The sequence below is a fragment of the Moorena sp. SIO1F2 genome (assembly GCF_010672755.1).
In the GTDB taxonomy this organism is placed as follows: Bacteria; Cyanobacteriota; Cyanobacteriia; order Cyanobacteriales; family Coleofasciculaceae; genus Moorena.
On the sequence record NZ_JAAHFV010000303.1, the window covers coordinates 1 to 7,804 of the forward strand.

Below are 7,804 nucleotides of genomic sequence, written 5' to 3' on the forward strand. Positions count from 1 at the left end.
TCAACAGGTATCAGGAATTCTGCCGTGTTGAACAAACCAATTTTGGTGCCTGGTTGGGAACAGGTCTCCTCAAACAATGGTCCCAAACCTTTATTGATCAGCATCTCATTATTCCAGAGGCTATCCACCATCGGAATTTGCTTGCTGTCATAGGTCAGAGTCTCGGGAAGGGCACTGTGCCAACGATATACCAAACTAAATTCCACTGTCATCCAATTCTGGCGATACCACTTCTGATTGGTAAACGCTGCAGGGTACAGCGGCGAAAAATTATGCCTCAGATAAGTTAGACTGTAGGGGAATTGAAGCTTTTAAAACCTTAAGCATATACCTTGGTACCATACTGGCTCGTTTGACTTTTTGACGAGTACTGCGTTTATAACTCGTTTCAAGATTGAGTAGATTGAGACTAAGCGCGCTTGAGTAAATCCATATTCTGTGGTGCATGCCCTGTACGAATCCGCGTCGCATCCTCCCCAAAGGTGACATCTAATACGAGCGTGCAGTTGGTTTTCAATGGACCAGTGTTGTCGGATTGCTAAGCCCGACGTGTTGAGGGGTGGTAAAGAAGTGAGGTAAAACATCACCTCACGGGTAGTCTTGTTCCTATGATGGCGGGTGCGAATAACCATTACAATGGTCTGTAATCCAGACCACTGGGACTGTTTGTACAAATCGAAGTCTATTTGAGCAAGAGTTACTGCCTTTGAAGTTACCGTAAGAGAGGGTCGCCTTTATGGGTGATCGGTTTTGTATAGAACCCATTTGAGATCTCAGTAATGGAGTAAAATAGGGAAAAAATGCCGTACTCAAGTAGTCGAGCGTGATCTTGAATGGGAAATAATCGAGCCTCTGTTGCCCAAAAAGAAGCAAACTAGACAACCATTGTGGAGTAAGAGGCAGATATTAGATGGTATCTTGTACCAACTCAAGAATGGTTGTAATTGGTGTGATTTACCTAAAGACTTACCTCCCTATTCCACAGTGTTTTGGTACTACAAACAGTGGCGTACGCAAGGAGTAATCGAAGAAATTAGGGACATCCTACATCGTCGAGTACGTGAGCAAGTAAAAAAAAAAGGGCAATGGACAACCCTGATGATTATCGACTCCCAAGCAGTGAAAAACACCTGCAATGCCAGCATCTCTTCCAAAGGATTTTGTTTTTACAAAGCTACTAATGAAAGACATCTAGCATTAGATACCTTGGGTTTCCCTTTTTTTAGTCACTGTACCAAAGCCTCGGTGTCTGACGATGTGGGATTAATTGAAATGTTGTCTAACCACATTGATTACTTCAAATCTAAACCCGTCAATATTGCCAAGATTACCATCTTACAAGACCGGCGGATATCACCGATGAAAAGCTGACACAGGAATTAGAGAAAATTTATCCTCAGATTATGACCAAAATTAGATTTAAGCTTTCGGCGAAACCATCCAAAGCTCAGAAGGAAAAAGAAGGTAAAAGTGGGTTTGTACCAGTCAAAGCTCGGTGGGGAATCGAAAGAACGAATTCGTGGATGGAAAGATCCAAGAGGTGCGACCCGTGGCGAATTTAATTGGCCGTTCGCGTTCGCGCAGCGTCGGCTTTGCCGAAAGCGTCGCCTACGGCGAACGGAAAGCGCACCTGAGGATTAACGCAATGCCATCTTTGTTCGCGTAGCGTGGCCTTTTGGCCAGGGTCGGTATTTCTCCGGTACTAGAGTCGCTTCGTCACGTAGGCGTCTGTCCTTACTCACTTCATTATTATACACTTTTCACGGCAGTGCGAGGGATTGCTCGCACTGCCGTGTCGCGTTTCCTCCCGGAGATGAAACCTGTTTATTAGGGCAGCCTTAATCATAAAGTTTTAACCCTTTCAGCCAAGCCTCCCAACCATAAAGGCTGCCCTATTCTTGCGGTATAGCAGAAGTCAGAAGTTTGAAGTCAGAAGTCAGAAGTTAAACTAGCTTTGTATCTAGGTTTGAGGAAAAGTGACTGTCCTAAACTAGGCTTCGACTGCTGTAACTTCTGACCCGGATTAAAATCGCGGGGCTACCACGCTCCCGCATTCTCCCGTGTGAGTGTGCCATCAGCTTTTTCCCCTGCCCTGTGTTCTTCAGTTGATCACTATGCTACAGCGCTTCCAAATCTTAATTTGTCAGAGACGATCCGCTACTGCCGGGGGAAGGGTCCTTAGCCATGAGTTAGACTAGCGTAAGCATTATCATCAATACCTAGGGCAAAAACTGTTCTTCATACTTACGCCATGGAGCTAAATACCCCTATCCTAATTACAGAAAACAATTGTTCGCGTAGCGTGACCTTTTGGCCAAGGTTTTATAAATATTTATTAATCAAGGCTTGACAAACGGCATTTTTGTTTAACTTGTAACCTAATACCTAACACCTAACACCTAACCCTCAAAACTAAATTGACACAGTACTAGCTTAGTTTGAGCCCCTGATTAGACCTGAGAGGCTCAAGGGTTGCCATAATTTTTGTAAAGTATAATGAATGATTTATTCGCAACTACATGGCTGATACAACTGCCTGGGTGAATCTCCTCACCCCCTTACCATTCCTCCCCCCTGAACACCCTCTCCCATACCTATTGGCAACAGCAACTGAAGCCACTGCTAATGAAGCAGAAAACGGGTCACTGGTTCTTGCAGGAGTGCTATTGAGTCTAGTGGTGATCTACTTCGCCAGTAAACTCGGAGGCGAAATTTGTGCTCGGATTAACTTACCACCGGTATTAGGGGAATTGGTCGGTGGTGTAGTTGTCGGGGTTTCTGCCCTAAATCTGCTAGTTTTCCCAGAAGGGGGCAGTGCGGCTAGCAATTCCGTAATGATGACCTTTCTCCAAACTACCGCTGGTCTAACCCCAGAAGCTACCAACTCAGTATTTCAGTCTACTAGCGAGGTGATTTCCGTCTTGGCGGAACTCGGCGTGATCATCTTGTTATTTGAAATTGGACTAGAGTCTGACCTCAAAGAACTGATCCGTGTTGGTCCGCAGGCCGCTGTGGTAGCTGTAGTTGGGGTGGTTGTTCCCTTTGCTGCTGGTACTGCTGGTTTAGCTTACCTATTTGATATTTCTGCTGTCCCTGCTATTTTCGCTGGTGCTGCCCTAACTGCCACTAGTATCGGGATTACCGCTAAAGTCCTAGCAGAAATTGGACAGCTCAGTTCTAAAGAAGGGCAAATTATCATTGGTGCTGCTGTACTCGATGATGTCTTAGGAATTATCGTCCTGGCTGTAGTGGCTAGTTTGGCAAAAACTGGGGAAGTCGTGATCACTAATGTGATCTATTTGATTATTAGTGCTGGTGTCTTCCTAGTTGGAGCAATTCTAATCGGTCGCTTCCTCGGTCCGTATTTCGTTGCCTTGGTCAAGGAAATGAAAACACGAGGTCAGGTATTACTGACAGCACTCATTTTTGCCTTTGTCTTGTCCTATATTGCCACAGCTATCCAATTAGAAGCCATTTTGGGAGCCTTTGCTGCTGGGCTAGTCTTGGCAGAGACGGATAAGCGTCGAGAATTGGAAGAACAGGTCTTACCAGTGGCAGATATACTTGTGCCGATCTTCTTTGTTACAGTGGGAGCCAAAACTGATTTGAGTGTGCTTAACCCAGCAGTTCCCAGTAATCGCGAGGGTTTGATCTTGGCAACTTTCCTGATTGTGGTTGCAATTCTTGGTAAGGTTATCACAGGATTGACAGTCTTTGGTCAATCAGGAATTAACCGTCTGGCTATTGGAGTTGGCATGATTCCCAGAGGTGAAGTGGGGCTAGTCTTTGCTGGTGTTGGTTCAGCAAGTGGTGCTCTTTCAGAAGCAACTGAAGCAGCGATTATCATGATGGTTATCTTAACGACTTTTATTGCTCCGCCTTTGTTGCGGTTGGTCTTTCAAGAGCCATCTGAGCAGGTGGAAACAGCTGGAGAGTCTTGAGACTTGTTCTAATGGTATCTGAGCTGGCTGATTAAAGACAATTATTGATGCAGGATTCTTGAAGAATCCTGTTCAATTTAGTTGATTGTGTATGCTTTAAGATTTGACAAAGCTAAGTGTGTTAACTAAAACCAAATTTTCGATTCAGAGCAACCCGTGTATACTGAAACTCTTGAAACTTAACCAAGCTACTCTACGTCCGAGTCTGTTAACGGTTTTAATCAGATTAATCTGATTCATCTGATTCATCTGACAGACTAGACATTGCTTGACTGGGCTATTAATTAGGGGTATTCATCGTGAGCGGTTAGGGATTAGCGGTTAACTATAGCCTACTCTAGGCAGCTGTTGGGGTCTAATACTTAACCGCTAACAGCTGGTATAACCAATTGCTATAACCAATTGCTATAACCAATTACCTAAGATACATGATACAGGAGTAAGAATTGTGAGGTTTCGCTGGCTACTGCTACTCTCCAGCTCTTTGACATTTTCTCTATTTTCATTGGCGGCTCAAGCCCGTGAACTACTATTTTGGCAATATGATCGCAATCAGAATCGCCTGGAATTTACGACTGATGTGGGTGTACAACCCACAGCCCAACTCATTTCTAATCCTACCCGGTTAGTCATTGATTTACCAGGAATTAACGTCGGAGGTCCATCAACAAATCAGCGTCTAAGCGGGGCGATTCGAGAAGTGCGAGTGGGTCAATTTGAGAGACAAACCACTCGGATTGTGGTTGAATTGGCTCCTGGTTACACTATAGACCCCCAGCAGGTAAAATTTCGGGGTATTAGCCCCAATCAGTGGACTGTACAATTACCTCAGCCTTATCGAGGGTCACTGCCGGTTCTGCCTAACCCAGCACCGCCATCTATACCACCGGCTGAGCCACCGACCCGCACTCAATCCCCTCCACCACGGCCAACTATTCCGAGATCCAATCCAACTATTCCGAGATCCAATCCGGGGATTCGCCGACAAGGCTTTCAGATCAATAGAAATGGATTTTTTGTCAGTACCGATGGTGGGAAACCCATCATTCAAATCGAACGAAGTCGCAATAACCGCCGCATTAACATCGACCTAGAAGGGGTTACGATTGCCGAGAGTCTGTTAGGGGAAGATTTGGAGGTAAATCGCTACGGGGTTAGCAAAATCGAGTTTGAAAAGAAAAAAGAGTCCCCACCGATTGTCCGGATGACCCTGAATGTGGATAGTGACAGCCCTGATTGGCTAGCATCGTTCAGTGAAAGATTGGGGGGGGTGTTGATTTTCCCTAGGGGTGTCCCGGCTCAAAGGTTAGATAATGGACCAACATCCAAAGTGCCAACGAAACCGATTCAATCCCGTGGCTCGGCTAATACCGGTAAGTTAGCCACCATTGGGTCAGTGGAATTGGCTAGCAATCAGACTCAGCTGTTGATTAAAGCTAACCAACGGGTCAGAGCCACTAGCAAATGGGATCCTCGTTCAAAGGCTTACCAAATTACTATACCGAATGCCAAACTAGCTGAGAAGTTCAGTGGCCCTCAACTTAATAGCACTAGTCCCGTATCAGAAGTGATGGTGCGGCAGGAGGACAAAAACACGGTGCTGATTTTGGTACAGCCATCAAACGGTACCCGGATTGGTAGCCTCAATCAGCTCAATGATCAGCTGTTGGCTCTGCAACTGAGACCATTGATATCACGCAGGCCAACCAGGATACCCCCCCGCTCGATTCCTGTGCCACCGCCTAACTCGATTCCTGTGCCACCGCCTAACCGGACTCGCCCACCAATTCCCAGACGTCGGGTTCCCAAAGAGCGCCTGGTAGTGGTCATTGATGCCGGACACGGTGGCAAAGACCCTGGTGCTATTGGGCTTGGGGGTATACAAGAGAAGGATGTTAATTTGTCGATTTCCCGACAGGTGGAAGCGCTGTTGGAAAAACAGGGGATTCAGGTTGTCATGACCCGCTCAGATGACCGATTCATCAGTCTGAATGGACGAGTTCAAGTGGCAGAACGGACTGATGCTGATTTATTTGTAAGCATCCACGCCAATGCTATCGGGGGTAAGCGACCGGATGTGAATGGATTAGAGACTTACTACTACTCTACTGGTCAGAGTCTTGCCCAAACCATCCACTACACTATCTTGCGGAGCGTGGATGTTAGTGACCGACGTACCCGACGGGCGAGGTTTTATGTGCTCAGGAAAACCTCCATGCCAGCAGTTTTGGTAGAAGTTGGTTTTCTAACCGGCTATGAAGACTCAGCTAAACTGAAAACTGCCGCCTATCGCAGCCAGATGGCTAGAGCGATCGCTCGTGGCATCCTCCTATATATCCGGCAGAATCGATTGACCTAAGTTGAGTTCTAATATTGTGTCAATTCTTAATTGATAATTGTTAACCTATAATCTAACGATTTTCTTGTTTTGAGCGAACCCAAGTAATCTGTTTCTTGCCCCTGGGTGGGTAGGTGCCAATTCTTAACCAATGATCAATAACCCAATTTTGATCTCTCGAACTCAACCCCAGAGTCGTCCCATCGGGATTTTCGACAGTGGTGTGGGGGGTCTGACTGTTCTGAGGGAACTATACAAACAACTACCATCCGAATCAATTGTTTACTTTGCTGACACAGCACGGCTACCCTACGGTACCAGGTCTGCGGATGAAATCGTGCAGTTCGGCTTCGAGATTCTCAGCTGGATGGTGCAACAGGAGGTCAAAATGGTGGTGATGGCCTGCAATACCAGTTCGGCTCTGGCATTGGAAACTCTGCGTAGTGAGTTTGACATCCCAATTCTGGGGCTGATTCTACCGGGTGCCCGTGCGGCAGTCCACCAAGGTCGTCGCGTTGGGGTGATTGCTACACCAGCTACGGCTGCCAGCAATGCTTATCGAAATGCTATTTTGGAGGTTGAACCAACGGCTCAGGTCTGGCAAGTGGGTTGTCCGGAGTTTGTGCCATTAGTGGAGGAAAATCGCTTGTGCGAACCCTACACTACAGCGGTAGCACGGCAGTACCTAGAACCTTTGCTAGCAGCCCAAATCGATACCCTAGTTTATGGCTGTACTCATTATCCCCATCTAGAACCGATCCTGCGGGAAATATTACCCCCAGACGTTAAATTGGTAGACCCAGCGAAATACGTTGTTGCTGCTGCTGCTCAAGAACTGGATTTAATTGGAGGGAAGAATACTGGTGAGGCAAGACCAACTCGCTTTGGGGTCAGCGGTTGTCCTCAACAGTTTGCCCAACAGTCCCTACAATGGCTGGGTTACACTCCAACAGTTGAAAAAATACACCTACCACAGGTGTCAATCCCTACAATACCTAAAGGTGCGACCCCTGGCGAATTTAATTCGCCAAGGTCAAGCGCACCTTTAGAATCGGTAGATTGACCATTGAACTTCCCCATCCGTCGCAGGAATGGGGTATCCTTTGCACAACCTAATTGGCTGTTATCGACCTGGGCGTAACTTTCCCCCGCACGGTCGGTAGCTGAGTAGGGTCAATACCCAGTTTTTGAGACCCTTACTTTTTATATTAACACTATTTGAGAGGAAAAATTCATCCTCAGAGACGAAACCTTAGGATAGTGGAGCCTTAATCAAAAAGTTTTAACCCTTTTATGAATAGCCGACTAACCATAAAGGCTCCACTATCCTTACGGTAACTTTAAGACCTAATAGGACGGGGTATTCTTTTCCCTCTCAAACTCTCCCACTCTGATAATAGACCGATTTTTTTCACTATAAATTTGGTTGTGGAGGCAATTGTCACCGCATCCCATTTCTCTTAGGTGAAGTCGCCTGTGAGCAACGACTTCACCTAAGAGAAATGGGATGCGGTGACAATTGCCA

Annotated in this window: 4 protein-coding genes and 2 pseudogenes; 4 read left to right on the top strand and 2 right to left on the bottom strand. The window is 46.3% G+C overall.

The annotated features are described in order from the left end of the window. Nucleotides 1-212 (bottom strand): annotated as a pseudogene (locus tag F6J94_RS26125) (heme peroxidase); the annotation flags it as partial. A gap of 184 nt (nt 213-396) precedes the next feature. After that, nucleotides 397-539: pseudogene (locus F6J94_RS26130) on the bottom strand (ISAs1 family transposase); the annotation flags it as partial. A 250-nt stretch (nt 540-789) separates the two neighbouring features. Between F6J94_RS26130 and F6J94_RS26135 the strand changes: the two are divergent. From F6J94_RS26135 to murI, 4 genes are all read left to right on the top strand, one after another. Next, nucleotides 790-1,371, top strand: a complete 582-nt coding sequence (locus F6J94_RS26135) for a transposase (protein WP_293045538.1) — start codon at nt 790-792, stop codon at nt 1,369-1,371. A 1,148-nt stretch (nt 1,372-2,519) separates the two neighbouring features. Next, nucleotides 2,520-3,941: a cation:proton antiporter gene (locus F6J94_RS26145; RefSeq protein ID WP_293045531.1), complete on the top strand. Its 1,422-nt coding sequence runs from the start codon at nt 2,520-2,522 to the stop codon at nt 3,939-3,941. A gap of 448 nt (nt 3,942-4,389) precedes the next feature. Then, the gene (locus F6J94_RS26150; RefSeq protein ID WP_293017317.1) at nt 4,390-6,300 is read left to right on the top strand and encodes an N-acetylmuramoyl-L-alanine amidase; all 1,911 of its coding nucleotides are present in this window, start codon (nt 4,390-4,392) and stop codon (nt 6,298-6,300) included. A gap of 130 nt (nt 6,301-6,430) precedes the next feature. Beyond that, nucleotides 6,431-7,342: a glutamate racemase gene (murI, locus tag F6J94_RS26155; RefSeq protein WP_293045535.1), complete on the top strand. Its 912-nt coding sequence runs from the start codon at nt 6,431-6,433 to the stop codon at nt 7,340-7,342. The last annotated feature ends 462 nt before the right edge of the window (nt 7,343-7,804 follow it).

Bases quoted from the DNA above. Each gene is read 5' to 3' on its own strand.
- murI (WP_293045535.1), top strand. From the start codon at position 6,431: ATGATCAATAACCCAATTTTGATCTCTCGAACTCAACCCCAGAGTCGT.
- F6J94_RS26145 (WP_293045531.1), top strand. From the start codon at position 2,520: ATGGCTGATACAACTGCCTGGGTGAATCTCCTCACCCCCTTACCATTC.